Source organism: Burkholderia cepacia ATCC 25416, from assembly GCF_001411495.1.
Lineage (GTDB): Bacteria > Pseudomonadota > Gammaproteobacteria > Burkholderiales > Burkholderiaceae > Burkholderia > Burkholderia cepacia.
Window position 1 is genome coordinate 1,362,316 of the sequence record NZ_CP012982.1, and the last position, 26,569, is coordinate 1,388,884.

Below are 26,569 nucleotides of genomic sequence, written 5' to 3' on the forward strand. Positions count from 1 at the left end.
GGGTTCGTCGCACGCGACGCGCGCCGCTCGTCACGCGCCGAGCAACATCCCCTTGCGCACCGGCACTGCGCCCGTCACGCGGCCGAGCGGTGCGCCGGCCGTGACGAAACGGATCGCGCGGCGCATGTAGAACACGCCGTCGGTCCCGCTCGAGATCGTCGTGATCGCATCGGTCAGCGGATCGACGATGTCGAACAGCGGATCGCCGGCGCGGATCGTCGCGCCGATCGCCGCGCGGTGCACGAGGATCCCGCTCACCGGTGCGTAGAACTGCTCGCTGCCCGCGAGCGGCGTGGCCGGCGCGGCGAGCGGCGGCAGCGGCACGCGTTCGCCGCGTATCGCGCCGCGCCACACGAGATAGGCGACGAGCGCATCGGCATCGCGCTCCGCATGGTCGTACGTGACGTCGCGCTGCCCCCGGCACTCGACCGTCACGGCCACGGTGCCGGCCGCCATCGGCGTGCCGGCCGGCAAGTGCTGCCGCAACTGCGACCACAGCAGATGATGCGCATCGTCGAACGCGTGCCCGCCCGAATCCTCGGCGAGCAGCGACACCTGCGCGCCGAGATAGCGCGCAAGCGGCTCGACTTGCGGCCACGCGGTATCGCTCGTGTACACGTGCATCACCGCTTCGAGCGAGCAATGCAGGTCGATCACGACGTCGGCGTCGAACGACAGCTTCAGCAGCGCCAGCTGAAGCGCATCGAATTCCGTACGCGGTGCGATATCGTCGAGCGCCGCGCCGACACATCCGCGCACGATCGCGCGATTGCATTCGCCGTCGTCGCCGAGCCGGTCGCGCGCACGCGCGGCGATGTCCGCGAGCGGCAGGAAGCCGCGATTGAAGTTGCGGCCGCTCGCAAGGTCGAAACGGCCGATGAACTGCCCGAGCAGATGATGATTGAGGCCGACCGGGTTCGCGACCGGCACGAGCACGATCTCGGCCGCGAGCCGGCCTTCGGCCTCGAGCTGCGCGAGACGCTGCTTCAGCACGAACGCCGCGAGCATCGCGGGCGTCTCGTCCGCGTGCAGCGCGGCCTGCAGGTAGATCTTGCGGCCGGTGCCGGCCGGCCCGAAATGAAAGCTCGTCAGCGTGCGCTGCGTGCCGATCGACGGCGACAGGAGTGGCGTGGTGCGAATCTGCATCGAGGGTCTCGAACGGATGAAAACGGGGCCGCGGGTACAACGGCGCGGTGGCTCGGCGCTCAGTCGCCGTACGGGTTGAAGTCGAAATACTTCTTCGCGATCCGGTCGTACGTACCGTCCTTCAGCATCGACGCGATCGCGCCGTCGATCGACGCCTTGAGCGCCGTATCCGACTGCCGCATGCCGATGCCGACGCCGCGATCGCCCATGTCGAGCGGCGCGCCGACGAACGCGAAACCGTTGCCCTTCGGCGTGCGCAGGAAGCCGTAGTCGGCTTCCACGGTGCCGAGCAGCGCCGCGTCGAGGCGGCCGTTGACGAGATCGGCGAACACGTCGTCCTGGCTCTTGTACGGCACCACGCTCACGCCGGCCGTCGCCCAGTGCGCGAGCGCCCACGATTCGAACTGCGTGCCCGACTGCACGCCGACACGCTTGCCGGCCAGCGACGCGGTCGTGCTGCCGAGGCCGCTCCCGGGCCGCGCGACGAGCCGCGACTTGAAGCGGAACAGCTTCGACGAGAACAGGATCTGCTTCTCGCGCTTGTCGGTGATCGCCATCGACGACAGGATCGCGTCAATCTTGCGCGCCTGCAGCGCGGGAATCATCCCGGAGAATTCGAGCTCGACCCACTGGCAGCGCAACTGCGCGCGGCGGCAGATCTCGTTGCCGAGATCGACGTCGAAGCCCTTCAGGCTGCCGTCGGGCGCTTTCGCACCCATCGGCGGATAGGTCGGATCGATGCCGAGGCGCACGACGTGCGCGTCGAGTGCAAACGCGGACGTGGCAGCCCAGCCAAGGCACAGGGAAACGAGCGGGACGAGGATACGTTTCATGGTCGACGGAGGACAGGAAGGAAGGCAAACGGCATCAGCCGGACTGCCTGCGATCGTAGGCGGCACGGGCCGCCGCCGGAACCATCGACTGCCTTATCATGATCGGTATTTCCGATCACCGGCCCCGCGCGTGCCCATGGCGTTCACGCTCTCCCAGCTCCGCATCTTCCAGGCCGTCGTCGAGCACGGCAGCCTGCGCGCCGCCGCACGCGCGCTCGATCTCGCGCAGAGCGGCGTCACGCAGCAACTGCAGAGCCTCGAGGCGACGCTCGGCGCGACGCTGTTCACGCGCACCAATCGCGGGATCGTGCCGACGGCCGTCGGCCGGCGGCTGCTCGCGCGCTCCGGTTCGATCCTCGGCGAATGCGAGCAGGTCGAGCGGGAGATCCGGCAGTTGAGCGGCGCGTACGAAGGCACCGTCACGCTCGGCCTCGTGGCCGAACCGCTGATCGACGCGTTCGCGCCCGTGCTGAGCGCGTTCCGCGCGCGCTTCGACAAGGTCGACGTGCATCTGCGCACCGGCACGTCGCGGATGATGATCGGCTGGCTGCGCGAAAGCGCGGTGGATTTCGCGATCGCACTCGTCGCGAAGCAGACCGACACGACCGATCTCGCGGTCACGCCGCTGCGTGCTTCAGCGCCGGTGGTCGTGTGCCGCAACGGGCATCCGGCGATGCACGCAAAATCGCTCGCCGAACTGGCCGGTTACGCGTGGGTGTCGACGCGCTCGCCGAACCTGAGCGCCGACCCGGTCGTGAACCGGCTGCTCGCGTACTTCGACGCGCACGGCCAGCCGCCGCCGAGGATTCTCGCGACCGTCGAAGGGATGTTCGAGACGCTGCAGATCGTCACGCAGACCGATTCCCTCGCGCTCGAAACCGAAGCCATCACGCGGCACGGGCCGTTCGCCGGCGCGCTCGCGAAGGTGCCCGTGCGCGAGCAGGCCGAATCGCAGGACATCTGCCTGCTGCAGCGCGCGGCCGTGCCGCTGACGCCGGCCGCGCAGGAACTCGCGACGATGCTCGCGTCGTACCTGAGGATGGTGCGCGGGCGGTAAGCGCGTACTGCAGCCCGCCGCCCGCCTTGCTGTGCCGCGCGTCAGTCCAGCGACTCCCGGGCCGTCTCGCGCAGCATCGCGACCGCGATCAGCGACAGCACCACGCACGCGGCCACGTAGCCGGCCGGCGCGAGCTTGCTGCCGGTCGTCTTCACGAGCCAGGTCGCGATCAGCTGCGCGGTGCCGCCGAAGATCGTCACCGCGAGCGCATACGCGATCGAGATGCCGGTCGCGCGCACGTGGCGCGGCAGCGACTCGCACATCAGCGCCATTTCCGACGCCGAGCCGAGCGAATAGAACAGCAGCATCAACGCGGTCAGCGGCAGGATCACCGACAGCGTCGGGTGGTGGTTCATCAGCCAGAACGCCGGGAACAGCAACAGGACCAGCACGCCGCGGCCGACGAAGATCGGCAGGCGGCGGCTGCCGAGCCGGTCCGACAGCCAGCCGAACAGCGGGCACGTGACCAGCATCACGCAGCCCGACGCGACGCCGACGAACATCGACAGCTTCATCGGCAGCCCGAGCGTGTGGATCGCATAGGTCGGCATGTAGAACGTCAGGATGTAGGTCGACACCGTGCCGCCCATCACCGTGAGCATCAGCAGCACCACCGTGCGCGTGTGCTTCGAGAACAGCTCGTGCAGCACGCCGCGTTCGATCCCGTGATGGCTGTCGCCGGGCGCATCGTCCGCGAGCCGGCGGCGCAGGTACATGCCGACCGGCGCGATCAGCACGCCGACGAGGAACGGCAGCCGCCAGCCCCAGCTTTCGAGCGCATCCTTCGTCATCGTGTTCGACAGCAGCGCCGCGAAACCCGAGCCCATCAGCGCGGCGCCGCCCTGCGTCGCGAGCTGCCAGCTCGCGCGGAACGCGCGACGCGACGTGCCGCCCTGTTCGAGCAGCGTCGTCGTCGCCGCGCCGAATTCACCGCCCTGCGAGAAGCCCTGCATCAGCCGCGCAAACACGACGAGCAGCGGCGCGGCCACGCCGACCTGCGCATAGGTCGGCGCGATCGCGATCAGGCCCGTGCCGAGCGCCATCAGCATGATCGTCAGGTTCAGCGCGGCCTTGCGCCCCTTGCGGTCCGCGTAGACGCCGAGCACGACGCTGCCGAGCGGCCGCGTGAAAAAGCCGGCGGCGAACGTCGCAACCGACAGCAGCAGCGACGTGGTCGGGTCGCTCGACGGGAAGAACAGCTTGCCGATCAGCACCGCGAAGAAGCCGTACACGGTGAAATCGAAAAATTCCAGCCAGTTGCCGATCACGGCCGCCGCGATCGCACCGCGCCGCGTGACGGCCGGTGCGCGCGGCGTGCCGACTTCGGCGCCCCCCGTCGACGCGGGGTGCAGCGCGAGATGGTCTTTCTGCATCGCTATCCTCTCCTGTCAATGCGGCCGGAAGCGCCGGCCGCGCGCCACCGCCGCCGGAATCACCGCCCGAGGTAACGCTCCACGAGACGCGTCCAGAACGCCGCACCGATCGGCAGGTTGCGATCGTTGAAGTCGTATTTCGGGTTGTGCACCATGCAGCCGTCCTCGCCTTCGCCGTTGCCGAGCCGCACGAACGAGCCCGGCCGCTGCTGCAGCATGAACGCGAAATCCTCGCTGCCCATCAGCAGGTCGGTCTGCTCGACCACGTGCTTGTCGCCGACCAGTTCGCGCGCGACCTGCGCGGCGAAATCCGTTTCGGCATCCGTATTGATGACGACCGGATAGCCCTCGATGTACTCGACGTTCGCGCTCGCGCCGTAGCTCGCGGCCTGCGTTTCGGCCAGCTCGGTGATGCGGCGCTTGAGCAGCGCGCGCACTTCCGGGCTGAACGACCGCACGCTGAGTTCGAGGCGCGCGCCGTTCGGAATCACATTGTTCGCGGTGCCCGCGTGCATCGAGCCGACCGTGACGACCGCCGGCTGCGACGGGTCGACGTTGCGCGCGACGATCGTCTGCAGCGCCATCACGATGCTCGCCGCGACGACGACCGGGTCGACCGTCAGGTGCGGCCGTGCCGCGTGGCCGCCGACGCCTTCGATCGTGATGATCGCCTTGTCGCCGGCCGACATGAACGGGCCGCGCCGCGTGAGGAACACGCCCGGCGCCGCGCCCGGATGGTTGTGCATGCCAAACACGGCGTCGCACGGGAAGCGTTCGAACAGGCCGTCGTCGATCATCTTCTTCGCGCCGCTGTCGACGCCGTGCTCTTCCGCCGGCTGGAAATACAGGTGCACGGTGCCGGAGAAGTTGCGCGTCTTCGCGAGATGCTGCGCGGCGCCGAGCAGCATCGTCGTGTGGCCGTCGTGGCCGCATGCGTGCATCTTGCCGTGCGTGCCGCTCGCATACGGCAGGCCGGTCGCCTCGACGATCGGCAACGCGTCCATGTCCGCGCGAATGCCGATGCTGCGCGCGCCGTCGCCCACCCGCAGCGTGCCGACCACGCCCGTCTTGCCGACCCCGCGCGTCACCTGCCAGCCCCATTGCTCGAGCTTGTCCGCGACGAGCGCGGCCGTGTCGTGCTCTTCGTACGCGAGTTCGGGGTGGTGATGGATGTGGTGACGGATCTCGCGCAGCCCGCCGGCGGCGGGCATCAGATCCTCGACTTCGGTGAAGCGGGTATCGGTGGTCATCAAGGGGCTCCTGCGTTTGTCTGCGCACGCCGGTGGCGCGTGCGGGAAAGCGAGCCACTATAGCCAGCCGATATCGGTTCAATAAGATGCGGAATTTTTCACCGTGATAAGTATTTTTAATCAGGGTTAATGCGTAGTCGGCTCATCGCTTTCGACGCGAACGTCACGGCTTTCCGGTAATCGGCAACCAAGTCGGAGCGGCCGGGCGCGACACGCCCGGCCGTTGCCATCGCAGACGAATTCAGTTCGTCCGGGCATTCAGTTTCGCCACGAGGACGTCGCCGAATTCCGGCGCCGACATCGGCTGCTGCCCCGTGATCAGCTCGCGATCGACGACCACGTTGCTGTGCCAGTTCGCCACCGTGTCGACGTGGGCGCCGGCTTCGGCCAGCGCGTTCACCGGATAGAACTGCACGTTGCCGCCGAGCCCGCTCGGCCCTTCAAGCTGCTGCTCCTCGCCCGTCGAGAAAACGGTCATCCGGTAACCGGCATACGGCCAGCCGGCCGCGAGGGAATTCGCGTTGCCGTCGTTGGCGACCATCGATGCAACGAAGGCATTCGGGTCGAGCAGCGTGGACAGCAACACGATCGGCCCGTGACAGATGATCCCCTATTCGCGCAGGAGTCTCGCGACATCCTCCTTGCGCTACGCAAATCCGTACAGCTTCGCCGGGTTCGTGACGAATATCCGTTGCTGCCAGTCCGCCCGCCCGATCCAGCCGGCGATCACGTCCAGCATGCTCGCGTCGTCCGGCTTGTCCGTCTTCTGCGTCGGGTGCGGCCAGTCGGTGCCCCACAGCATGCGCTCCGGCGCCATGTCGATCAGCGCCTTCGCGACCGGCGCGACGTCGTCGTAGGCCGGCGCCCCCGACTTGCTGTCAACGTACGGTCCCGACAACGTGATCCACGTATGGCCCTTTTCGACGAGGCGTTGCGCAGTCCGAAACGCGGCCGACGACAGCCCGCCGGGCTGCGGCACATGCGCGATATGGTCGATGACGAGCGGGCACGGCAGCGCCGCAAGATGTGGCTCCAGCTCCGGCAGTCGCGCGCCCTGCACCACCAGTTCGATATGCCACCCGAGGTTCGCAATGCGCGCGGCGAGCGGCGCCAGCATGTCGAGCGTCGTCGCGCCCGGATAGCTCAGGTTGAACCGGATCGCACGGATGCCGCCGCGATCGAGCGCCCGAAGTTCGTCGTCGCTCACGGTGCCGTCGACGACGGCCACCCCGCGCGCGGCATCGCCGAACTGCGCGAGCGCCGCCAGCGTGCAGCGGTTGTCCGTCCCGTACGTCGACGGCGTCACGACCACGTTGCGCGTCACGCCGATACGCGTCTGCACGCGCCGGTATTGCGCGACGGTCGCATTCGGCGGCCGCAGCGTCGTGCCCGGCGCGACCGGGAACCGGTCGTCGTAGATGTGCATGTGACAGTCGATCGCCCCTTCGGGCAATTGGAACACCGGGCGCTCGATGCCGCTCGACCACGTTTCGTCGGCCGCGGCCAGCGTCGGCAATGCGGCCGAAGCCAGCGTCGCGCCGGCGATCCTGAGGAATTCGCGTCTCGCGATGCGCGCCATGATCAGATCGTCCCCGTCTTGCCGACCAGCTTGCCGGACGCATGATCGCGCGTGAGCAGCAGCAGCGTCGCGACGCTCACGAGCGTGAGGATCGCGAGCGGCATCAATGCGAGCGCGTAGCTGCCCGTCGCCGCCTTCACCCACCCGTATACGTTCACCATCAGCCCGCCGCCGAGCAGGTTCGCGATCGCATTGACCGTCGCGAGCCCGGCCGCCACGGTGCTGTTGGACAGCATGTCGGTCGCGAGCGCCCAGAACGGGCCCTTGAACGAATACGCGCCGACCAGCACCGCACAGAGCATGCAGACCGTCGGCAGCAGCGATCCGCTCAGCGACGTCGCGAACAGGCCCACGCCGATCAGCAGCATCGGCACGACCGTGTGCCAGCGCCGTTCGCCGATGCGGTCCGAGCGCCGGCCCCAGTAGACCATCAGGATCGAGGCCACCGCATACGGCACCGAATTCAGCAGGCCGGTCTCCATGACGGTCAGGCCGAACGACTTCAGGAGCTGCGGCTGCCACACGGACAGCGTGCTGCCTGCCGCGGAAGCACACGTGTCGACGAGCGCGAGGCACAGCACGTAGCGGTTGCGGAACAGTTGCGTGAGCGGCAGAGACGGCACTTTCTTGCGCGTCTTGTGGCCCGCGGCCAACGCGGCCGTGAGCCATGCGCGCTCGTCGTCGTCGAGCCACTTCGCGTCGTCCGGCTTGTTCGTCAGCATGAACAGGCACGCGACGCCGAGCAGCACGGTCGGAATGCCTTCGAGGATGAACAGCCAGTGCCAGCCGCGCAGGCCCCAGACGCCGTCCATCTGCAACAGCAGCGCGGAGATCGGCGAGCCGATGAAGCTCGCGGCCGGAATCGCGACCATGAACGTCGCGACGATCCGCGCACGGTACTGCGCGGGAATCCAGTACGACAGATAAAGCAGCACGCCCGGGAAGAAGCCGGCCTCGGCGGCGCCCAGCAGGAAACGCAGCACGTAGAACGTCGTCGCGTTGTGCACGAGCGCGGTCGCCGCCGACACGATGCCCCACGTGATCATGATCCGTGCGATCCAGATCCGCGCGCCGTATTTCTGCAGCGCGAGATTGCTCGGCACTTCGAAAAAGAAGTATGAAATGAAGAACAGGCTGCTGCCGAAGCCGAAGACCTGTGCCGACATTCCCAGGTCATGGTTCATCTGCAGCGACGCCATCCCGACGTTGCCCCGGTCGATGAAGGCAAGCAGGTAGCAGATCATCAAGAAGGGAATGAGTCGCCAGACGACCTTGCGTAGGGTCCGGCGCTCGATCGCGGACGCTTCCATGAAACCGGTTTGCATGTTGTCTCCGTTTATTGTGCGCTTACGCGCGTATCTGTGAACGAGTGAACCGTTGCCACGCGATGACCGCGATGACGCCGCTCGCGAGCACGGCCGCCATGGCGGCAAAGGTGTGTCGCACGCCGAGCGCCTCGGACGCGCTGCCGACGAGCAGGTAACCGAACGGCATCGTGCCGTTGTAGGCCATGCCGTACATCCCGACGAGCCCGCCGCGCACGTGTTCCGGACACTGGCGCTGAATGGTCGCGTTGGTCGACGTGGCCGCGAACGTGAGGCTGAAGCCGAGGGCATAGAACGCGGGAATCGATCCCGCCGCATCGGTCGTCGCGGCCAGCACGGCCAGCGCGCCGACGGCCGTCCACGGCGCATACGCGATGAACCGGTGCGACGCGCGCGGGCCGAACGCCGACGACAGCAGCGCCGCCGCGCTCAACGAGCCGGCCCCGGCGCACGCGAAGAACACGCCGGTAAAGCGCGCGGCGTCGTGAAAGCCCTGGTCCGCGAGCAGCGGCACGAGCGTCTGGTAGCTGCCGGCGAACAGGCCGATGCACGCGAGAATCGGCAGATAGCGGGCCGAGAACGCATCGGACAGCACGTAACCGACCGCGTCGCGCAGGCCGCTCTCCGCGCGCGACGGGCGGTCCACCGACGCGGTCCGGATCGAGCGCACGCACGCCACCATGAAGCACAGCGCGAGCGCGTAGATCGCAAACGACGTCCGCGGCCCGAGCGTCGGATAGACGAATCCGGCGATGGTCGGGCCGACCATGCGCCCGACGTTGTAGACCATCGTGTTCATCGCGACCGCGTTGGACGTGTGCGTTGCATCCTGCAGGCTCGTCAGCAGCAGCACCTGCCGTGCCGGCGTTTCCACCGCGCTCGACACGCCGATCGCCAGTGCATGCGCGAGGATCAGCTTCACGCCGAGCAGGCCGAGCAGCGACAACGTGAAGAGGCTGCCCGTCAGCAGCAGCGATGTCGTGAGCACGCAGAGCGTCACGCGGCGCGCGTTGGCCGAGCCGATGCGGGAGCCCGCCACCGGCGCGACGATCAGTTGCGGCCCGTACAGCAGGAAGTTGAGCAGCGCGAGGATCGCCGCCGAGCCGGACAGGTGATAGATCAGCAGATTCAGCGTGACGTTCTGCGTCCAGCTGCCGAGCACCGATGCGACCTGCCCGCTCAGATAGCGCCGCAGCGATGCCTCCGACAGCGCGGGAAACAGCCGGCTCGCCCACCCCGCTTGCGTCGCCACGTTCATGACAACGCCTTCCCGCGCGTTTCGGGCGCGACCAGCACGACCACGGCCGCGGCGACGAATGCGACGATCGTCGTCGCGAGTCCGAGCACGAAGCCGCCCGACGTCGACGCGAGCGCGCCGATGATCAGCGGCGCGATGAAGCCGCCGAGCCGGCCGCCGTTGTACGCGAGGCCCATGAAGAACCCGCGCGATGCCGTGTTGCCGATGATCTCCGCGAGGAACGGGCCGGCACCCGCGAAGATGCCGTTCACGCTGAAGCCGGTCAGGAAGATCGCGGTCATCAGCAGCAACGGATTCGCCGACACGATGTACACGCCGACGGCCAGCGCGCCGACCAGCAGGTACGCCAGGAACATCGGCCGCCGGCCGATGCGGTCGACCCATGCCGAGAACAGCAGAAACCCGGCGATCGCGCCGAACTGCAGCGCCAGCACGAACTTCAGGCTGTGCACGAAGTCGAGGTGCTTCACCGTGATGAGGAACGTCGGCGTCCACGTGAATACGCCCCAGTACAGGTACTGCAGAAAGAAGATGAAGCAGAAGGCGGTGAGCAGGCCGCGCACGTTCAGTTTCTCGTGATTGGCCGTGTCGGTCTTGCGGGCCCGAGACTTCGCGTGCCGGCGCTCGAGCCAGATCGGTGATTCCGGCGTCTTGCGCGCGACCCAGAACAGGATGAAGAACGGCGACGCACCGATCAGGAACAGCAGACGCCAGCCGTCGCCGCCCAATCCGCCATGTACGGCGCCGACGATGCCCGAGATCGCGATCGCGAGAATCGCGCCGATCGGCAAGCCCATCTGCATCAGCGCACCGCCCTTGCCGCGCCGGCTCGGGTGCCAGGTCTCCGCGATCAGCGCCGCGCCGGCGGTCCAGGTTCCGCCCATGCCGAGCGCGCCGACAAAGCGCAGCGCGGCAAACCCGTGCGCGTCGGGCGCGAATGCAATCAGGCCGGAGAACAGCGAGTAGATGCCGACGCAGAGCAGCGCGGTGCGCACGCGCCCGATCCGGTCCGACACGAAGCCGAACAGAATGCCGCCGACGATCTGTCCGGCCGCCGTGACGCTCGTGAACATGCCGAGCTGCGCCTTGCTCAGCCCGAACTGCAGCGCGAGCGTCGGCAGCAGCAGCGACAGCAGGAACGAGTCGTAGCTCTCGAACGTCCAGCCGAGCCCCGCGAGCGACAGCGAACGCCATTCGGTACCGGTCACGCGCGTCAATCCTTTTTCCGCGGCGGCGGACTCCATGTCCTGCGTCGCCGCGGTTGCACTCGTCTTCATGGGTTGTCTCCGGGAAGCGCGATGCGATACGTCGATGCGGCCGTCCGGCTGAACAGCGCGGCCCGTTCATCGGCCGACATCGCGGACGCGAGTCGTTTGAAGGCGTTCCACAGCACGCGATAGCCGAACATCCCCTTGTCGACGGGGAAGTTGCTTTCGAACATGCAGCGATCGACGCCGAAGCATTCGACGCAGGTGTCGAAATACGGCTGCCACGCCGCCGCCAGTTCGGGCGACGACGGCGGCAGGTCGCGCGCGGCGAAGTCGAAACCGAACACGGTCATGCCCGCGCCGCCGAGCTTGATGCGCGTGTTCGGCAGCGCCGCGAGACGCGCGAGTTGCCGTTTCCATTGCGCATGAACTTCCGTGCGCCGGCCGGCATGCGGGCCCACGCCGAGCGGGCCGCCGAAATGGTCGATGACGATGGTGACGCCGTCGCATGCACGGGCGAGTTCGTACAGGTCGTCGAGCTGCGTGTGATAGACCCACGCGTCCAGCGACAGCCCGTAGCGGCCGAGCGTCGTCACGCCCTGCCGGAATGCCGGGTCCGACATCCGGTCGCGCGGCGGCGTCACCGGGCTCGATCGCACGTCGGGGCTCGCATGCCACGCGAGCGGGTTGCGGATCCCGCGCAGTCGCCCGTCGGATACCTGCAGCATCGTGTCGAGCACCGCCTCGAGTTCCGCACCGAGCGACAGATCGGCGCCGCCGACGATGGCCTCGCAGCATCGCGCGGGACCGTATGCGCCGCTGTCGAACATCGCGGCGACGCCGCTCGCGAACTCCACTTCGCCGACCGGCTTGAACGCATCCGGCCCGCTTGCACGCAACATCGATCGGCACTGGACGTAAACCGTCGACACGACGCGATGCCCGCTGCGCACGTCCGCACCGAACTCGTCCGCGAGATAGCGCCCGGTCTGCCGGTCCCACAGGTGATGATGGGCGTCGACGATCGCAAGCTCGGGTTCGAGCACCGGCTCGTCGCGCAACGCGAGCCACTCGGGCCGGACGGGCAGATGGGGCGCGTGAACGATCTGCATCGCGCTCGCCGTCAGAACTTCTGGCGCATGCCGATCACCACGCCCGTCTGGTTGTGATCGGGTGCGACCGTGCCATAACCGTTCACGCCGAGCGCGGAGCCGCCCTTGTTACGCGCGAAACCCGCCGTCGCATAGATATCCGTGCGCTTCGACAGCAGATAGTCCGCGCAGAGCACGGCGAGCCACGGATCGGCACTGGTCGAATGCACGTCCTGGTAATAGGCGGTTGCCGTGACCACGAACGCCGGCGACACCGCGTATTGCGCGCCGGCCCAGTACAGGTTTGCCGCGCTGGCTTCGGAGCCGTTCGCGACCCGGATCGGGTTCGCCGGCAGGAACGCGTTCGACGCCCGAAGATAGCGATAGCCGGCGAATCCCTTCACCGGTCCGAGCGCATACGACGCGGCGGCCGTCGCACGACGCTCGGTGCCCGTGTTCGTCGCGACGGTGTTGCTGTTGCGCTGCTCGTACGACACGCTCGCGGCGAGCGGCCCTTGCGAGAAAGTCAGCGCCCCGCTGTAGAAGCGGCCGGTGAGTTGCGCGCCCGGCACCTCGGCGCCGTACCCGGTGTCGTAGCGGGTGCTGTACATGGCTTGCGCCGTCAGCGGACCGAACACGCCGGTGTACTTCACCGAATTGTCGATGCGCGCGGCCGCCGCGTAGTCAAGCGACAGCACCGAGTACCGCGACGACGCGCCCATCGGGTCGAAGGCCACGGCCTGTTCATAGAAGAGCGCGTTCTGGCGGCCGAACGTCAGCTGCTGACCCCGGTACGCCAGCCCGACCCACGCCTGCCGGCCGAAAATCCGCGACGTCGTGGCGGCATTCGCACCGAGGCCTTTCGTCGACTGCGCGGTCGTGCCGTCATTGAGGTTGAAGCCGTTTTCCAGCTGGAACAGGGCCTTCATGCCGCCGCCGAGCTCCTCGACGCCCTTCAGTCCCCAGCGCGAACCGGACAGATTGCCCGACGCTTCGCGCGTCTGCGCGCCGCCGGTACTCGTATTGTTGATGTGCTCGATCCCGACATCGGCAATGCCGTACAGCGTGATGCTGCTTTGCGCATGCGCGGTGCCGCACCACGCGGTCGCGCTCGCGACGGTGAGGGCGCCGAGCATGAGGCGGGGTTTCGGGCGGGAATTCTGGCTGGCCTGATTCGACGACATGAAGTCTCCAAACTGTTTTTTGTGGGTGGGTCTTCCGGCGAAAGAACATTCACGGCTCGCGGGCGGCAGGCGCTTCGCCGGCGCCCGCGCCCGGATCGCCGAGCCACGCGATGGTCAGTGCGCCGAGCAGCAGCACACCCGACACGGCGATGAGCGGCGCGGTGAAGCCGCCCGAGAATTGCTTGAGCGCGCCGATCATCGACGGCCCGACGAAACCGCCGAGATTGCCGACCGACACGATCAGCGCGAGTCCGCCCGCGGCAGCCCGTCCGGTGAGGAATCCCGACGGGATGGCCCAGTAAGTCGCCTGGAACGCGAGGATCCCGCTCACCGTGACGCAAAGCGCGATCAGCTTGAAAACCGGCGCATGAATGAAGGCGCTCGCACACAACGCCGCAGCGGCGACAGCCAGCGCACCGGCGACATACGGAATACGGTTGGCCGCCCGATTGGCGAGACGCGCCCACCCGAGCATCACGCCGGCGCCGATCGCATAAGGAATCGCCGTCAGCCAGCCGACCACCGCGTGTTCGACGCCGAACTGCTTGATGATCTGCGGCATCCACAAGCCGACGCCGAGCGAGCCGACGATCCCGCAGAAGTTGACGAACGCGAGCACGAACACGCGCCAGTTCGTCATCGCGTCGCGCAGCTTGCTGCCGTGCTTCGCGCCGATGTCGCGCTGCTCGAACGCGAGGCGCTTCGCGAGCGACGCCTTCTCTTCGTCATTGAGCCACGCGGCTTTCTCGGGGCGGTCGGCCAGCACGAACAGGCACGCGACGCCGAGCATCACGGCCGGTACGCCTTCGATCAGCAGCAGCCACTGCCAGCTGCGCAGCCCGTGCAGGCCGCCGAGTTCGAGCAGCGCACCGGAAATCGGCGAGCCGATCATGTTCGCGACGGGAATGCCGACGAGGAAGGCGGCCGTCACCTTCGCGCGCCACTTGCCGGGAAACCAGTGCGTGAAATACAGGTAGATGCCGGGCGTGAACCCGGCCTCGGCGAGCCCGAGCAGGAAGCGCGCGGCCGCAAAGCTCTTCGGTCCGACGACGAACGCCGTCGCCATCGAGAACAGGCCCCACGTGATCATGATTCTCGCGATCCATACGCGCGCCCCGACCTTCTGCATGATCAGGTTGCTCGGAATCTCGAACAGGAAATAGCCGATGAAGAACAGGCCGGCGCCGACACCGAACTGCTCGGCCGTCAGACCGAGATCCTTGTTCATCGTCAGCGCGGCAAAACCGACGTTGGTCCTGTCGAGATAGCTGATCACGTAGCAGACGAAGATGAACGGCAGAATGCGCCGGAACGCCTTCGCGAGCGTGCGCTCGCTGGCCGCGTAATCGTCGCCGGCAAGCTGCGCCGACGATGGTGCGTCGGCGCGCGGTGCGTCATCGCCGGCACGCAGCGCGTGCGAAATGGTCATGCTTGTCTCCTTCGTCGCGCGGCTGGCGGCGCGATCTTTCGGCATGCGGGCGGGAAGCCGACGCGCGGCTTCCCGGCTCGTGGGTCTCAGTCCTGCTTCACTGCCTGCTTCACTGCCTGTTTCGGCAGCGGGCCGGCGATGCTCATCTCCGCTTTCAGCACGGAACCGGACGTCGATTCGGTGATGAAAAGCGTCTTCATGTCCGGGCCGCCGAAGCACACGCTCGTGAGCGACGCCCCTTTCGGCCCGGTCAGGATCTCGACGGGCTCCGCGCAGTGGTCGAGCACCCACACGCGCCCGAGCCCCGGATTCGCGACGAACAGGCGGCCTTCGAGATCGACGGTGAGGCCGTCGGGGCCGCTCGGTCCGTAGGAGGTAAAGAACTGGCTGACCTTGGTGACCGACCCGTCGGCCTGCAGCGGCATGCGCCACACGGCATTGCCGCGCGTCATCGCGACGAACAGCACTTTCTCGTCGCGCGACAGCACGAGCCCGTTCGGGCTCGGGCAGGTGCCGAGCAGCATGTCGAGCTTGCCGTCGGGCGACAGCCGATACACGCGGCCCGTCGGATCGTGCAGCCCGGTCTGCCCCTGGTCGGTGAAATAGATATTGCCGGCCGAGTCGAACGTCAGGTCGTTCACGCCCTTGAAGCGCTCGGTGTTGCGGCGCTCGAGATGCGGGCGAATCTCACCGCGCGCGATATCGAGCAGCATCAGGCCATTCCGGTAGTCGGTGATGATCAGGTGCGATGCGTCGAAGCGCTTCATCCCGTTGGGCTCGCCGTCGTATTCGACGACGAGCTCCCAGTCGCCCGACGGCGAAATGCGGAAGATGCGCCCGTGCGGAATGTCGGTCACGAACAGATAGCCGTCCGGATCCCAGACCGGCCCTTCGAGAAAGGAATCCGTGACCATGCCGCCGCGATTCGCGCGCGCCCATTCCGTGCGGACGTCCGGCTTGCGAAACTTGTCCGGCATGCGCGTGAACACGTCGGCTTCGCGCACGTCGGGGTTCGTCAGATAAAACATGCGTCCCTCGATGTTCAGGGTTCAAGCCGCGCTGTGCGCGCGTTCGTCGAGCACCGCGAGGACGTTGGCGGCCGCGCCCTTGCCCATGTTCACGTACGCGGCATCGCTGACGCCGCCGATATGCGGAGACAGAATCACGTTGGGGATCTGCTGGAACGGGTGCGGCGTCGTCATCGGCTCGACGTCGAAGCTGTCGAGCCCGGCCGCGCGCACCTGGCCGCTCGCCAGCGCGTCGGCAAGCGCGGGTTCGTCGATCAAGCCACCGCGTGCGGTGTTGACGACGATCGCCCCGCGCTTGAAACGCGCGAGCGTGTCGCGGTTGAGCATCCGGCGGTTGTCGGCCGTCAACGGACAATGCAGCGACACGACGTCCGACTCCGCGTACAACGTGTCGAGCGGCACGAGCTTCACACCGACAGGCGCTTCCTTGGCGAACGGATCGAACGCGAGCACCTTCATGCCGAACGCCGCGCCGATCGCGGCCACGCGCCGGCCGATCGCGCCGAGTCCGACGAGGCCGAGCGTGCGCCCGTCGAGTTCGACGGACTTGTGCGTCGACTTGTCCCAATGACCTTCGCGCATGCGCATATCGAGCTGCGGAACCGACTTCGCACATGCGAGCAGCAGCGCCCATGCGTGCTCGGCGACGGCGGCCGCATTCGCGCCGACCGCCGCGCGCACCGCGATGCCGCGTGCGGCAGCCGCTTCCTGATCGATCACGTCGATGCCGCTGCCGTGCTTCGAAATCACCTGCAGGTTTTCGGCGGCATCCATGATGCGGGCGTTGATCTTGCCGTACCGGACGATGATCGCGACCGGCTTGTGCTCGATGCACAGCGCCACGATGTCGTCCTCGGTCGGTTGCTTGCCGGCGAACACGACGTCGAACTGCGCGAGCATGTCGAGCGCTTGCGGCGCAAGGTCGGCGGCGGTCACGAGGACCACGGGTTTAGGCGAAGCGGCGTGCATCACAGCGCCTCGCCTTCGGCCAGCATGCCGGCCGCGCGCAGTTCCTTCTCGATCCAGCCTGGACGAAGGTCGCCCTTGTGGATCGCCGCGATACGCGCGGTCTCGAAGTCGAGCTTTTTCTGCGCGAGATCGACGATGCGCGCGACGTCGGCGCGCGCAATGACGACGACGCCGTCGGCGTCGCCGACCACCAGGTCGCCCGGATTGACCGCCGTACCGCCGAGCGAGATCGGCGCATTCACGCGCCCCGCGATGCTCTTGGTCGGGCCGCACGGATTGAGGCCGGCCGCGAAGACCGGATAGTCGCCGTTAGCCAGTTCATGCGCGTCGCGCACCGCGCCGTCGATGACGATCCCGGCGATGCCGCTCGCCTTCGCCTGCGCCGCCATGATTTCGCCGAGCAGCGCGCACGAGATGTCGCCCTTGCCGTCGACCACGACGACGTCGCCCGGCTTCGCGACGGCGAGCGCCGCATGGATCGCGAGGTTGTCGCCCGCGCGGACTTCGACCGTGATTGCGGGGCCGGCGACCTTCATCTTCGGCGACAACGGCCGCACGCGACCATGCACCGTGCCGCGGCGGCCCGCGACGTCGGCCAGAATCGCGGCCTGGTAGCGCGCGGCCGCCTGAACGAGTTCGGGCGACACGCGTTCGATGTCGCGATTGATCGGAGAAGTGCTGGCGGATGTGTTGCTCATGATTCGACCTCGAGTTGTTCGTTGTACCCTGTACAACACTGGTGTACATAGTGAAACCACTATAACCAGACGACGCACGCCATGGCACTGGCGTTTACCCTTTTACGTGGTAAACCAGCGTTTTACTCTGTACAATTCCAGGTGAATGTCGACCGGAGAGAAAGAATGGGAAACGACGGGGTCGTTGCCGTGGAAAAGGCGCTTGCGCTGCTGGACTGCTTCAAGCCCGGCGCCGAATCGCAGTCGCTCGCGACGCTGTCGCAGGCATCCGGCATGCACAAGACGACGGTCTATCGGCTGATGAATTCGCTGGAGCGAATGGGCTATGTCGTGCGCGCGCAATCCGGCAACTATTCGCTCGGACATCGCGTGCTGTACCTCGGCAAGCTGTACGAGCAGTCCTTCCATCTGTCCACGGTGGTGGAACCGGCGCTGCATGCGCTGGCCGCGCTGACGAAGGAAAGCGCATCGTACTACGTGCACGACAACGGGCAGCGGCTTTGCCTGTTTCGCGTCGAGCCGTCCGAAGGTCTACGTGAAACGCGCCTCGCGGGCACGAAGCTGCCGCTCGACGACACCGCCATCAGCCACGTGATCCGCTTCTGGGGGCTCGGCGAACCGATCTACGACAAGCCGCCTGCGCTGCCCCTCTTCACCGCGGGCGCGCGCGACGTGCACACGGCAGCGTTCGCGGTGCCGGTCTTCGGCGCCGGCGACAAGTTCATGGCGGCGCTGACGCTTTCCGGTCCGGCATCCCGCCTCAGCGTCGCGCACGAGTCGGGCGAGCTCGATCGGCCGCAACTGGATGCGGCCGCCGATCTCTCCCGGAAGCTGGGGGCGAGCGTCGCGCTCTGCGAGCACGTCTACGGCATCTGATCGCCGTTTCGGCAAAGGTCGGGGTCGAGCCGACGAGCCGTTCGTCGCCTGACGGTGGAAACGTTCGCCCACGCCACGCCCGCGCGCTGCGGCATGACGCCTGCATCGCCGCAGCGACGCGACGGCCCGTCGGCTCCGCCGAGAAAATCGATCGCGCCGGCCCGCGACCGGGCTTGCGCGGGCGGCACGCTCGACGCGCCGCCCGCGACGACGGCCGCCCTTACTCGATCGCCTTGAGCGCATCCAGCCCATCCGGCAGCTTCGCGTCCGGAAACTGCGTGGACAGCGTGGCGTCGCGCCACCGCGCCGCCTCTTCCGCCCGCTGTCGTTCCGCCTGCTCGCAGACGAACAGCGCATCGCCGCCGAGCAGCAGGCGCAGCGGCACGTCGTCGCGGCGCGACAGGTCGACGATCAGCGCCGCGATCCGCGCGGGATCGCCGATCTCGTGGCCGCCATACGCACCGAGCAGCTCGAGAATCTTGCCGACCGACGGCTGATAGTCGGGCAGCAGATCGTCGACGTCGCGCTTCGCCTGCGCGGCCCATTCGGTACGCATCCCGCCCGGTTCGAGCGTGCACACGCGCACGCCGAACGGCGCGACTTCCTTCGCGAGCACGTCGCTGAATCCGCCGACCGCCCACTTCGCGGCCTGATACGCGGACAACCCGGGCGTCGACGTCCGCCCGCCGACCGACGACACCTGGAAGATGTGCCCCGCGCGCTGCGCGCGCATCGTCGGCAGCACCGCGCGCGTCAGGTTGATCACGCCGAACAGGTTCGTTTCGACCTGATCGCGGAACACGTCGGCGCCCATCTGCTCGAACGGCGCCGTATGGCCGTAGCCCGCGTTGTTCACCAGCACGTCGATGCGGCCGAACGCGGCACGTGCCGCGGCGACGGCCTGCTCCGCCGCCGCTTCGTCGGTGACGTCGAGCGCGACCGGCAGTAAGCGGTCGCCATACCGTTCGGCCAGATCGGCCAGTCGCGCCGGGTCGCGTGCGCCGGCCACCAGTCGGTCGCCCGCCGCCAGCACGGCTTCCGAAATCGCTCGCCCGAGGCCGCGTGCGGCCCCCGTTACCAACCAGACTTTCGACATTTTCCACTCCTTGATCGTGGTGAATCGATGAAAATGAATGATTACTCACTCATTAATATGGACGATGAAGCGATCCTTCATGACCTGCATCGCCCTGCCTGAAACGCCCCGCCCGTCGTCGCGGCACGCGCCGCGCCGACGTCCATGCTTGATTCACACCGTGTGCAACACGGCCCACATCGCGCGAAACCCCGCTTCCCGGTAGGCATCGGCCCGCGCCGGATCGCGTGCGATCGATTCCATCGCGGTGTCCGCGATCGACGTAAACAACGCCGAGCAGAACGCATGGGCTTCGTCGCGGCTCAGCCCGCCCGACGCGGCGACCTGTTCGCGCAGCAGCGCGCCGATCCCGCCGAAGCCTTCCGAGCCGGCCGCACGATGCGCGTCGTCGATGCGCCCGCTCACGCCCAACTGCTGCAGCGCACGCCGGCCGTCCGGATTCGCGACGCCCCACGACACATAGCCGTTCCACGCATGCCGCACCGCCTGCTCGGCCGACGCGTGTTCCGGAAACCCGGTCATCATCGCCTCGCGCAGGCCGGCCTTCAGGTTCAGGTAGAGCGCGTTCAGCAACGCATCCTTGGTCTCGAAATAGGTGAACACCGTGCCTTCCGCCACGCCGGCCAGCCTGGCGATGCGCGCGGTCGTCGCGCTCGCGCCGTCCTCGGCGAGCGCGCGTGCGGCCGCGGCGAGGATGGCGTCGTGCTTGTCGGGACTGCGCGGTCGGGCCACAATCGATTCCTTTAATGAGTGAGCGCTCAATCATAATGGGGCGATCATGTGGAATGCAAGCCCTGTTACATCCGGGGGAACCCATACGCAATCCATCAAAACCGTGCACTATTAGCGTTTTCACGTACGGGTGCGTTCGCGTATCGGCGCCCTGTGCCTCGACGTTCGTTCCACGCTCACCGTTTCAGACGCGAACCTCCCATGACGAATCAGCCTACCCAGACCGCGGCCGACCGGCCCGTTGACATGATCATCTTCGGCGGCGGCGGCGACCTGGCCGCCCGCAAGCTGTTGCCCGCGCTGTACATGGCGCACCTGCACTGCAACCTGCCGCCGGAAACGCGCATCATCGCGGTCGGCCGCCGCGACTGGGGCATCGACGGCTATCGCAAGTTCATGGACGAGCAGTCGCGCCCGTTCATCGACGAGAAGGCGTTCGATCCCGCCGCCTGGAGCCGTTTCCTCGACCTGTTCAAGTACGTGCTGATCGACGTGAACGCGCCGGACGACTACCTGCGGCTCGCGGAAGCGGCGCGCGGCGACGCGATCCGCGTGTTCTACCTGTCGACGTCGCCGGAGCTGTTCACAACGATCTGCGACAACCTGTCGGCCGCGCATCTCGTCGACAGGCACTCGCGCGTCGTCCTCGAAAAGCCGCTGGGCCACGATCTCGCGTCCGCGAAGGCGATCAACAACGCGGTCGGCAAGCACTTCGAGGAATCGCAGATCTACCGGATCGACCACTATCTCGGCAAGGAGACCGTGCAGAACCTGATGGTGCTGCGCTTCGGCAACCCGATCTTCGGGCCGCTGTGGCAGGCGCCGAACATCCGCAGCGTGCAGATCACGGTCGCGGAAACGGTCGGCGTCGGCAGCCGCGCGGGTTTCTACGACCATACCGGCGCGCTGCGCGACATGGTGCAGAACCACCTGCTGCAGCTGCTGTGCATCGTCGCGATGGAGCCGCCCGTGTCGCTCGACCCGGACGCGGTGCGCGACGAGAAGCTGAAGGTGCTGCGCTCGCTGCGGCCGATGTCGCTGTCGGACGTCGCGCGCGACACGGTGCGCGGCCAGTACACGGCCGGCGCGGTCGACGGCCAGCCGGTCAAGGGCTATCTCGAGGAAGACAACGTGCCGGCGGACAGCCGCGCGGAAACCTTCGTCGCGCTGCGCGCGCACATCAACAACTGGCGCTGGGCGAACGTGCCGTTCTTCCTGCGCACCGGCAAGCGGCTGCAGCGCCGCCAGTCGGAAATCGTGATCGAGTTCGCGGACATGCCGTTCTCGATCATCCCGACCGGCCCGCGCAATTACGGCAACCGCCTCGTGATCCAGTTGCAGCCGGAAGAGTCGATCCAGTTGCAGATGCTCGCGAAGGAGCCGGGCAGCGGCATGAACATGGTGCCGGTGAGCCTGAACCTCGACCTGCAGCAGGCGATTCCGGAGCGGCGCGCGGAAGCGTACGAACGGCTGCTGATCGACGTGATCCGCGGCCGCCTCACGCACTTCATGCGCCGCGACGAGCTCGAAGCCGCCTGGTCGTGGGTCGAGCCGATCCTCGACGGCTGGAAGCAGCTCGGCGACCGGCCGCGCCTGTACACGGCCGGCACGTTCGGGCCCGCGGCTTCGTCGGCGCTGCTCGCGCGCGACGGGATGTCGTGGTCCGAGGAAGCGTAGGACGCGCAGCACGCGACGGCATGTCGGCGGCGCACGCGCCGTCGGCATGCCGGATCACATCGGCGCGCCCGCCGCGTACCGCCCGCCTCCGCGCCGTTCGCTTCGGCCGGAGGAAGTCCGTCGAGCTGTCTTGCGCGGGAACGGCGCCCGGCGGCAACGATGCTGCCGTCCCCGGCTAGACCGTCCCCATCCACGCCGCCTTGCGCCGCGCCGGCGCATCGCTGCCGCCGCTCCCGCCGCCCAGCACCTCGATCATGTAATCGACGAACGACGCGATCCGCGACGAAATCGCGGTATTCCGGTAATACACCGCGTTGATCGGCTGTTCGACCTCGAGCGTCTGGCGCGCGAGCACCTGCACGAGCCGCCCGGCCTCGCGATCCTGCGCGGTCATGAAATCCGACAGGCAGACGACACCCGCGCCCTCCAGCGCGAGCTGCCGCAACGTCTCGCCGCTCGACGAACAGATGTCCGGCTCGATGCGGCACGCTTCGCCGTCCGCGCCGAGGATCGGCCACACGTTCAGCGATTCGGGCTGCGTGAAGCCGAGCAGCGTGTGCTTGCCGAGCTCCTCGACCTTGCGCGGCTGGCCGTGCGCTTCGAGATACGCAGGGCTCGCGAAGATGCGCAGCCGGCTGTTGCCGATGCGCCGGCTGTGCAGCGTCGAATCCTTCAGCCGCCCGATCCGGATCGCGACGTCGGTGCGCCGCTCCAGCAGGTCGATGATGCCCTCGTTGCTGTTCAGTTCCAGCTCGACTTTCGGGAAGCGTTCGCGATAGCCGCGCACGAGCGGCACGATCACGTGCAGCATGAACGGCGTCGCCGCGTCGACACGCAGCCGCCCCGACGGCATCTCGCGCCGCGCGAGCATCTGCTCTTCCGCCGTCTCGACCGATTCGATGATCGCGCGCGCGTCCTGCAGGAACGCGCGCCCTTCCTCGGTCAGTTCGAGCCGGCGCGTGGTCCGGCGCAGCAGGGTGGTCTTCAGCTTCTCCTCGAGCCGCGCGAGCGTGCGGCTCGTGGCCGACACGGTGAGGTCGAGCTGCTGGGCCGCCGCGGTGATCGAACCGGTGTCGACCACGGCGGCAAAGGCCTGGAGTTCGTCTAGCGTGATCTTCATTGTTGATCTGAAATCAAAACAATTTGGTTTATAGACCAGTTTTTCCGCAAAAGTAAAGTCGGCACACTGCGATCCATCCTTACTGGAACCTGGATCCCATCATGCCACTCGCCCTGCTTGCGCTGACCATCAGCGCCTTTGCCATCGGCACGACCGAGTTCGTGATCGTCGGGCTGATCCCGACGATCGGCGCCGACCTCGGCGTCAGCCTGCCGTCGGCCGGCCTGCTCGTCAGCCTCTATGCGCTGAGCGTCGCCATCGGCGCGCCGCTGCTCACCGCGCTCACCGGCCGCGTGCCGCGCAAGACGCTGCTCGCCGGGCTGATGGCGCTCTTCACCGTCGGCAACCTCGTCGCCTGGCAGGCGCCGAGCTACGAATCGCTGATCGTCGCGCGCGTGCTCACCGGCCTCGCGCACGGCGTGTTCTTCTCGGTCGGCTCGATCATCGCGACCACGCTCGTGCCGAAAGACAAGGCCGCCAGCGCGATCGCGACGATGTTCAGCGGAATGACCGTCGCATTCGTCGCCGGGATTCCGCTCGGCACCTTCATCGGCCAGCACTTCGGCTGGCGCGCGACGTTCCTGATCGTCGCGCTGTTCGGCCTCGTCGCGTTCCTCGGCGCGGTGGCGTTCGTGCCGCGCGGGCTGCCGCAGACGCCGCCGGCGCCGCTCGCCCGCCAGCTGCGCGTGCTGGCCCAGCCGCGCCTGCTGCTCGTCTATGCGATGACGGCCGTCGGCTACGGCGGCTCGCTGATCGCATTCACGTACATGGCGCCGCTGCTCGAACAGATCGCCGGCTTCACGCCGTCGCAGGTCAGCCTCGTGCTCGTCGGCTACGGCGTGTCGGTCGCGTTCGGCAACGTGTGGGGCGGCAAGCTCGCGGATGCCGTCGGCCCCGTGAAGGCGCTCAAGCGGATCTTCCTGCTGCTCGCGATCGTGCTGCTCGCGCTGACCTTCACGATCCACGTGAAATGGCTCGCGGTGCTGACGATGCTCGCATGGGGCGCGGTCGCGTTCGGCAACGTGCCGGGGCTGCAGGTGTATGTCGTCAAGCAGGCGCGCCACTTCGCGCCGGACGCCACCGACGTCGCATCGGGCTTCAACATCGCCGCCTTCAACCTCGGCGTGGCCGGCGGCTCGTCGCTCGGCGGCCTGATCGTCGCGAACGTCGGCCTCGGCCACACGCCGTGGATCGCCGCCGTCGTCACGCTCGGCGCGTTCGCGCTCACCGCGCTGAGCGGCCGTCTCGACCGCCGCCACGGGCTGCCGGAACGCACGGCCGAACCCGTCGAACTCGCCCATTGAACGTCACTTTTTGCAGGAGCCAACCAGCATGAACGCATCGACCCAACGTCCGCCGTTCGCCGGCAAGACTTTCGAAGTCCGTTACGACGGCCTCACCGCGCTCAACGCGTACGACGAGGACGGCCTCCACATGCGCTACGAGATCACCGAAGGCCCGTACGCGGGCGCGAAGGGTGAAGTCGAATACACGTGGCAGCACGTCGCCGGCGAAACCTACGCGATCTCGTGGCAGGAAGCCGACCGCGCGACGGTCGTGCATGTCGACGATTTCGCCGCCGGCACGTCGCGCTCGTTCTTCACCGCGGCGTCGCTCGATTTCTACCGCCTCGAAGGCAGCCTGCGCGCGGTCTGAACGGAGCCCGACCATGTCCACTTCACTCGAGAAACTCGCCGACGGCGGCTTCAGCGTCGGCATCGAACTGCCGCTCGACAACGACTGGTCGCCGGCCGGCGACGCGAAGCGCCAGCAACAGGGCCGCCGCCCCGGCGTGCCCGACCTGGCGATCCACGCGGAGCTTGCGCAGCTGGCCGACACGCTCGGCTTCCGCGCGCTCTGGGTGCGCGACGTGCCGGTGTACGACCCGTCGTTCGGCGACGCCGCGCAGGTGTTCGAAACGTTCTCGTATCTCGGCTACCTCGCCGGCATCACGAACGACATCCTGCTCGGCACGGCGGCCGTCGTGCTGCCGCTGCGCGAGCCGCTGCTGACGCTGAAATCGGCCGCGACGATCCAGGAACTGAGCGGCGGCCGCCTGATGCTCGGCGTCGCGAGCGGCGACCGGCCGGTCGAATATCCGTTGTTCGGCCGCGACTTCGCGTCGCGCGGCGCGAATTTCCGCGACCAGGTCGCGCTGCTGCGCGACGGCGCACGCGGGCACCTGCCGCCGGGCCTCGAGGTACTGCCGGCCGCGCGCTCGCCGGTGCCGCTGCTCGTCGCGGGTCTCGCCCAGCAGACGCCCGCGTGGATCGGCGAACACATGGACGGCTGCCTCGCGTATCCGGGCACGCCGGCCGACCATGCGCAGCGCGCCGCGAACTGGCGCGCGGTGGCCGGCGACAAGCCCTACGTGAGCTTCATCCACCTCGACCTCGCGGAAGATCCGCACGAGCCGCTGCAGCGCCACCGCTTCGGCGCCCGCGCCGGACGCATCGCGCTGACGGAAGAACTCGCGGCGATGCGCGACGCGGGCGTACGGCACATCGGCCTGCATTTCCGCCGCAACCGCCGCCCGCTCGACGAGACGATGGCCGAGATCGCGTCGGACGTGCTGCCGGCATTCCACGCGAAGACGAGGGCAAACGCGCAGACACGCGCCGCATAAGGCCGGCAACGGCCTCGAGCGAGCCCGCCGCACGACCGATATTTGAATTCAAATCAAATATTTTTGACCTCTAAAGGCGTTTATCTCATCAGTCTCAAGCGCCAGAATGACTTCCATACCGCAACCGTTCCACCCCTTTCAGGAGCACTTGATGAGCAACATTCCCGCATTCGGCCTCGGTACGTTCCGCCTGCAAGGCCAGGTGGTCGTCGACTCGGTGCGCAACGGCCTCGAAGTCGGGTACCGCGCGATCGACACCGCGCAGATCTACGGCAACGAAGCCGAAGTCGGCGAAGCGATCGCCGCATCGAGCGTGCGCCGCGAAGACCTGTTCCTCACGACGAAGATCTGGGTCGACAACTACGCACCGGAAAAGCTGGTCGCGAGCCTCGAGGAAAGCCTGCGCAAGCTGCGCACCGACTATGTCGACCTGACGCTGATCCACTGGCCGGCCCCGGGCAACGGCGTGTCGATCGAGGCGTTCATGACCGCGCTGGCCGACGCGAAGTCGAAAGGCCTCACGCGCCAGATCGGCATCTCGAACTTCAACATCGAACTGACGAAGGAAGCGATCGCGGCCGTCGGCAAGGATGCGATCGCGACGAACCAGATCGAACTGAGCCCGTACCTGCAGAACCGCAAGCTCGTCGAGTTCCTGAATGCCGAAGGCATCCACGTGACGTCGTACATGACGCTCGCGTACGGCAAGGTGCTCGGCGACCCGGTGATCGGCGCGATCGCACAGCGTCACGACGCGACGCCGGCACAGGTCGCACTCGCGTGGGCGCTGCAGCTCGGCTACTCGGTGATTCCGTCGTCGACGAAGCGCGAGAACCTCGCGAGCAACCTGCTCGCGCAGACGCTGCGCCTGACCGACGAAGACATGGCGCAGATCGCCGCGCTGGAGCGCAACGGCCGCGAAGTCGACCCGGCCGGCCTCGCGCCGAAGTGGGACTAAGCGCACCGCTCTCTCAATCGAATCGTCCGCGGCCAGCCGGCCGCGGCACCGACAGG

25 protein-coding genes are annotated in these 26,569 nt (G+C 67.6%); 7 read left to right on the top strand and 18 right to left on the bottom strand.

Annotated elements, in window-relative coordinates; genetic code table 11:
• Positions 1 to 30: 30 nt before the first annotated feature.
• Positions 31 to 1,146, bottom strand: a complete 1,116-nt coding sequence (locus APZ15_RS23420) for a succinylglutamate desuccinylase/aspartoacylase family protein (RefSeq protein ID WP_027790449.1) — start codon at positions 1,144 to 1,146, stop codon at positions 31 to 33.
• A 59-nt stretch (positions 1,147 to 1,205) separates the two neighbouring features.
• Positions 1,206 to 1,979, bottom strand: coding sequence for a transporter substrate-binding domain-containing protein (locus APZ15_RS23425; RefSeq protein ID WP_027790448.1), 774 nt, complete (start codon positions 1,977 to 1,979; stop codon positions 1,206 to 1,208).
• Between the two features lie 136 nt (positions 1,980 to 2,115).
• Between APZ15_RS23425 and APZ15_RS23430 the strand changes: the two genes are divergently transcribed.
• Entirely contained in the window at positions 2,116 to 3,036 is a 921-nt protein-coding gene (locus tag APZ15_RS23430) for a LysR family transcriptional regulator (RefSeq protein WP_027790447.1), read from the top strand.
• A 41-nt stretch (positions 3,037 to 3,077) separates the two neighbouring features.
• On the opposite strand, the gene APZ15_RS23435 is transcribed toward APZ15_RS23430, so the two are convergent.
• The 13 genes from APZ15_RS23435 to APZ15_RS23495 all read right to left on the bottom strand — a co-directional run bounded on the left by APZ15_RS23435 (position 3,078) and on the right by APZ15_RS23495 (position 17,428).
• Positions 3,078 to 4,409: an MFS transporter gene (locus APZ15_RS23435; RefSeq protein WP_027790446.1), complete on the bottom strand. Its 1,332-nt coding sequence runs from the start codon at positions 4,407 to 4,409 to the stop codon at positions 3,078 to 3,080.
• A gap of 59 nt (positions 4,410 to 4,468) precedes the next feature.
• The gene (locus APZ15_RS23440; protein WP_027790445.1) at positions 4,469 to 5,659 is read right to left on the bottom strand and encodes a M20 aminoacylase family protein; all 1,191 of its coding nucleotides are present in this window, start codon (positions 5,657 to 5,659) and stop codon (positions 4,469 to 4,471) included.
• A 241-nt stretch (positions 5,660 to 5,900) separates the two neighbouring features.
• On the bottom strand, positions 5,901 to 6,245 hold the full coding sequence (locus APZ15_RS23445; protein ID WP_226153327.1) for a type 1 glutamine amidotransferase family protein: 345 nt from the start codon (positions 6,243 to 6,245) through the stop codon (positions 5,901 to 5,903).
• A 60-nt stretch (positions 6,246 to 6,305) separates the two neighbouring features.
• Positions 6,306 to 7,238, bottom strand: coding sequence for an amidohydrolase family protein (locus APZ15_RS23450; RefSeq protein WP_027790444.1), 933 nt, complete (start codon positions 7,236 to 7,238; stop codon positions 6,306 to 6,308).
• A gap of 2 nt (positions 7,239 to 7,240) precedes the next feature.
• Positions 7,241 to 8,563: an MFS transporter gene (locus APZ15_RS23455; protein ID WP_027790443.1), complete on the bottom strand. Its 1,323-nt coding sequence runs from the start codon at positions 8,561 to 8,563 to the stop codon at positions 7,241 to 7,243.
• A 22-nt stretch (positions 8,564 to 8,585) separates the two neighbouring features.
• The gene (locus APZ15_RS23460) at positions 8,586 to 9,821 is read right to left on the bottom strand and encodes an MFS transporter (protein WP_027790442.1); all 1,236 of its coding nucleotides are present in this window, start codon (positions 9,819 to 9,821) and stop codon (positions 8,586 to 8,588) included.
• Positions 9,818 to 11,098 carry an MFS transporter gene (locus APZ15_RS23465; protein ID WP_027790441.1) on the bottom strand — a complete coding sequence of 427 codons (1,281 nt, stop codon included), beginning with the start codon at positions 11,096 to 11,098 and terminating at the stop codon, positions 9,818 to 9,820. The genes APZ15_RS23460 and APZ15_RS23465 overlap by 4 nt, the downstream gene beginning before the upstream one ends.
• A complete protein-coding gene (locus tag APZ15_RS23470) occupies positions 11,095 to 12,141 on the bottom strand; it encodes an amidohydrolase family protein (protein WP_027790440.1) in 1,047 nt (348 codons plus the stop codon). The genes APZ15_RS23465 and APZ15_RS23470 overlap by 4 nt, the downstream gene beginning before the upstream one ends.
• An 11-nt stretch (positions 12,142 to 12,152) precedes the next feature.
• Positions 12,153 to 13,304: a porin gene (locus APZ15_RS23475; RefSeq protein WP_027790439.1), complete on the bottom strand. Its 1,152-nt coding sequence runs from the start codon at positions 13,302 to 13,304 to the stop codon at positions 12,153 to 12,155.
• Positions 13,305 to 13,353: 49 nt separating this feature from the next.
• The gene (locus APZ15_RS23480; protein WP_027790438.1) at positions 13,354 to 14,733 is read right to left on the bottom strand and encodes an MFS transporter; all 1,380 of its coding nucleotides are present in this window, start codon (positions 14,731 to 14,733) and stop codon (positions 13,354 to 13,356) included.
• Between the two features lie 86 nt (positions 14,734 to 14,819).
• Positions 14,820 to 15,761 (bottom strand): SMP-30/gluconolactonase/LRE family protein, encoded by a 942-nt coding sequence (locus tag APZ15_RS23485; protein WP_027790437.1) that lies wholly within the window; start codon positions 15,759 to 15,761, stop codon positions 14,820 to 14,822.
• A gap of 21 nt (positions 15,762 to 15,782) precedes the next feature.
• Positions 15,783 to 16,730 (bottom strand): hydroxyacid dehydrogenase, encoded by a 948-nt coding sequence (locus tag APZ15_RS23490; protein WP_027790436.1) that lies wholly within the window; start codon positions 16,728 to 16,730, stop codon positions 15,783 to 15,785.
• Entirely contained in the window at positions 16,730 to 17,428 is a 699-nt protein-coding gene (locus tag APZ15_RS23495; protein WP_027790435.1) for an RraA family protein, read from the bottom strand. Before APZ15_RS23495 ends, APZ15_RS23490 begins: the two co-directional genes overlap by 1 nt.
• Before the next feature lie 165 nt (positions 17,429 to 17,593).
• Between APZ15_RS23495 and APZ15_RS23500 the strand changes: the two genes are divergently transcribed.
• On the top strand, positions 17,594 to 18,304 hold the full coding sequence (locus tag APZ15_RS23500; protein ID WP_027790434.1) for an IclR family transcriptional regulator: 711 nt from the start codon (positions 17,594 to 17,596) through the stop codon (positions 18,302 to 18,304).
• 220 nt (positions 18,305 to 18,524) lie between these two features.
• On the opposite strand, the gene APZ15_RS23505 is transcribed toward APZ15_RS23500, so the two are convergent.
• Both APZ15_RS23505 and APZ15_RS23510 read right to left on the bottom strand, forming a co-directional pair.
• Positions 18,525 to 19,400 (bottom strand): SDR family NAD(P)-dependent oxidoreductase, encoded by an 876-nt coding sequence (locus APZ15_RS23505; protein WP_027790433.1) that lies wholly within the window; start codon positions 19,398 to 19,400, stop codon positions 18,525 to 18,527.
• Between the two features lie 153 nt (positions 19,401 to 19,553).
• On the bottom strand, positions 19,554 to 20,132 hold the full coding sequence (locus APZ15_RS23510; RefSeq protein ID WP_027790432.1) for a TetR/AcrR family transcriptional regulator: 579 nt from the start codon (positions 20,130 to 20,132) through the stop codon (positions 19,554 to 19,556).
• 201 nt (positions 20,133 to 20,333) lie between these two features.
• Here APZ15_RS23510 and zwf point away from each other — a divergent pair, with 201 nt between their 5' ends.
• The gene (zwf, locus tag APZ15_RS23515) at positions 20,334 to 21,809 is read left to right on the top strand and encodes a glucose-6-phosphate dehydrogenase (protein WP_027790431.1); all 1,476 of its coding nucleotides are present in this window, start codon (positions 20,334 to 20,336) and stop codon (positions 21,807 to 21,809) included.
• 175 nt (positions 21,810 to 21,984) lie between these two features.
• On the opposite strand, the gene APZ15_RS23520 is transcribed toward zwf, so the two are convergent.
• Positions 21,985 to 22,929 (bottom strand): LysR family transcriptional regulator, encoded by a 945-nt coding sequence (locus APZ15_RS23520; protein WP_027790430.1) that lies wholly within the window; start codon positions 22,927 to 22,929, stop codon positions 21,985 to 21,987.
• A gap of 101 nt (positions 22,930 to 23,030) precedes the next feature.
• Here APZ15_RS23520 and APZ15_RS23525 point away from each other — a divergent pair, with 101 nt between their 5' ends.
• The 4 genes from APZ15_RS23525 to dkgB all read left to right on the top strand — a co-directional run bounded on the left by APZ15_RS23525 (position 23,031) and on the right by dkgB (position 26,513).
• Complete coding sequence (locus tag APZ15_RS23525; RefSeq protein ID WP_027790429.1) at positions 23,031 to 24,233, top strand: MFS transporter; 1,203 nt, start codon at positions 23,031 to 23,033, stop codon at positions 24,231 to 24,233.
• A 28-nt stretch (positions 24,234 to 24,261) separates the two neighbouring features.
• Positions 24,262 to 24,585, top strand: coding sequence for a MoaF-related domain-containing protein (locus APZ15_RS23530; protein WP_027790428.1), 324 nt, complete (start codon positions 24,262 to 24,264; stop codon positions 24,583 to 24,585).
• Between the two features lie 13 nt (positions 24,586 to 24,598).
• Complete coding sequence (locus APZ15_RS23535) at positions 24,599 to 25,555, top strand: LLM class oxidoreductase (RefSeq protein WP_027790427.1); 957 nt, start codon at positions 24,599 to 24,601, stop codon at positions 25,553 to 25,555.
• 151 nt (positions 25,556 to 25,706) lie between these two features.
• Entirely contained in the window at positions 25,707 to 26,513 is an 807-nt protein-coding gene (gene dkgB, locus APZ15_RS23540; RefSeq protein ID WP_027790426.1) for a 2,5-didehydrogluconate reductase DkgB, read from the top strand.
• Positions 26,514 to 26,569 lie beyond the last annotated feature (56 nt).

Coding starts and splice junctions, on each gene's coding strand:
- APZ15_RS23420 (WP_027790449.1), bottom strand. CDS start 1,146: ATGCAGATTCGCACCACGCCACTCCTGTCGCCGTCGATCGGCACGCAG.
- APZ15_RS23425 (WP_027790448.1), bottom strand. CDS start 1,979: ATGAAACGTATCCTCGTCCCGCTCGTTTCCCTGTGCCTTGGCTGGGCT.
- APZ15_RS23430 (WP_027790447.1), top strand. CDS start 2,116: ATGGCGTTCACGCTCTCCCAGCTCCGCATCTTCCAGGCCGTCGTCGAG.
- APZ15_RS23435 (WP_027790446.1), bottom strand. CDS start 4,409: ATGCAGAAAGACCATCTCGCGCTGCACCCCGCGTCGACGGGGGGCGCC.
- APZ15_RS23440 (WP_027790445.1), bottom strand. CDS start 5,659: ATGACCACCGATACCCGCTTCACCGAAGTCGAGGATCTGATGCCCGCC.
- APZ15_RS23450 (WP_027790444.1), bottom strand. CDS start 7,238: ATGGCGCGCATCGCGAGACGCGAATTCCTCAGGATCGCCGGCGCGACG.
- APZ15_RS23455 (WP_027790443.1), bottom strand. CDS start 8,563: ATGCAAACCGGTTTCATGGAAGCGTCCGCGATCGAGCGCCGGACCCTA.
- APZ15_RS23460 (WP_027790442.1), bottom strand. CDS start 9,821: ATGAACGTGGCGACGCAAGCGGGGTGGGCGAGCCGGCTGTTTCCCGCG.
- APZ15_RS23465 (WP_027790441.1), bottom strand. CDS start 11,098: ATGAAGACGAGTGCAACCGCGGCGACGCAGGACATGGAGTCCGCCGCC.
- APZ15_RS23470 (WP_027790440.1), bottom strand. CDS start 12,141: ATGCAGATCGTTCACGCGCCCCATCTGCCCGTCCGGCCCGAGTGGCTC.
- APZ15_RS23475 (WP_027790439.1), bottom strand. CDS start 13,304: ATGTCGTCGAATCAGGCCAGCCAGAATTCCCGCCCGAAACCCCGCCTC.
- APZ15_RS23480 (WP_027790438.1), bottom strand. CDS start 14,733: ATGACCATTTCGCACGCGCTGCGTGCCGGCGATGACGCACCGCGCGCC.
- APZ15_RS23485 (WP_027790437.1), bottom strand. CDS start 15,761: ATGTTTTATCTGACGAACCCCGACGTGCGCGAAGCCGACGTGTTCACG.
- APZ15_RS23490 (WP_027790436.1), bottom strand. CDS start 16,730: ATGCACGCCGCTTCGCCTAAACCCGTGGTCCTCGTGACCGCCGCCGAC.
- APZ15_RS23495 (WP_027790435.1), bottom strand. CDS start 17,428: ATGAGCAACACATCCGCCAGCACTTCTCCGATCAATCGCGACATCGAA.
- APZ15_RS23500 (WP_027790434.1), top strand. CDS start 17,594: ATGGGAAACGACGGGGTCGTTGCCGTGGAAAAGGCGCTTGCGCTGCTG.
- APZ15_RS23505 (WP_027790433.1), bottom strand. CDS start 19,400: ATGTCGAAAGTCTGGTTGGTAACGGGGGCCGCACGCGGCCTCGGGCGA.
- zwf (WP_027790431.1), top strand. CDS start 20,334: ATGACGAATCAGCCTACCCAGACCGCGGCCGACCGGCCCGTTGACATG.
- APZ15_RS23520 (WP_027790430.1), bottom strand. CDS start 22,929: ATGAAGATCACGCTAGACGAACTCCAGGCCTTTGCCGCCGTGGTCGAC.
- APZ15_RS23525 (WP_027790429.1), top strand. CDS start 23,031: ATGCCACTCGCCCTGCTTGCGCTGACCATCAGCGCCTTTGCCATCGGC.
- APZ15_RS23530 (WP_027790428.1), top strand. CDS start 24,262: ATGAACGCATCGACCCAACGTCCGCCGTTCGCCGGCAAGACTTTCGAA.
- APZ15_RS23535 (WP_027790427.1), top strand. CDS start 24,599: ATGTCCACTTCACTCGAGAAACTCGCCGACGGCGGCTTCAGCGTCGGC.
- dkgB (WP_027790426.1), top strand. CDS start 25,707: ATGAGCAACATTCCCGCATTCGGCCTCGGTACGTTCCGCCTGCAAGGC.